Origin of the sequence: Marinicauda pacifica, from assembly GCF_004793635.1 — a bacterium.
GTDB lineage: Bacteria > Pseudomonadota > Alphaproteobacteria > Caulobacterales > Maricaulaceae > Marinicauda > Marinicauda pacifica.
Genome location: NZ_SRXV01000069.1, coordinates 1 through 310, shown reverse-complemented (window position 1 = coordinate 310; position 310 = coordinate 1). Strand labels below are relative to the sequence as shown.

Genomic DNA, 310 nt, shown 5'->3' with positions numbered 1-310 from the left:
TGCTCGGCGGCATCTTTCTCGCGCTGGCGCTCATTCCGATCACCGCGACCCGCCGCGGCCAGCCGGCCCTGCCGGCCGGCAACCGCGTGTCGCCCTTCTGCCTGCTCACGATCGCACCGGCCGCAGCCGTTGCCGCGTTCGGGGCCGGGGTGATCAATACCGGCGTGCTGGGTTTCGTGCCGATCTGGGCCGAGACCCTGTCGACCACGACCACGGGGTCGGTCGCGCTCGTCATGGCTGTCATCTACGGCGTGTCGATTCTGGTCCAGTGGCCGGCAGGCAAGCTCTCCGACCATGTCGACCGGCGTCT

General features: G+C 69.7%; 1 pseudogene. It reads left to right on the top strand.

The window, feature by feature from the left end:
* Positions 1-310, top strand: a pseudogene (locus E5162_RS14860) (MFS transporter); the annotation flags it as partial.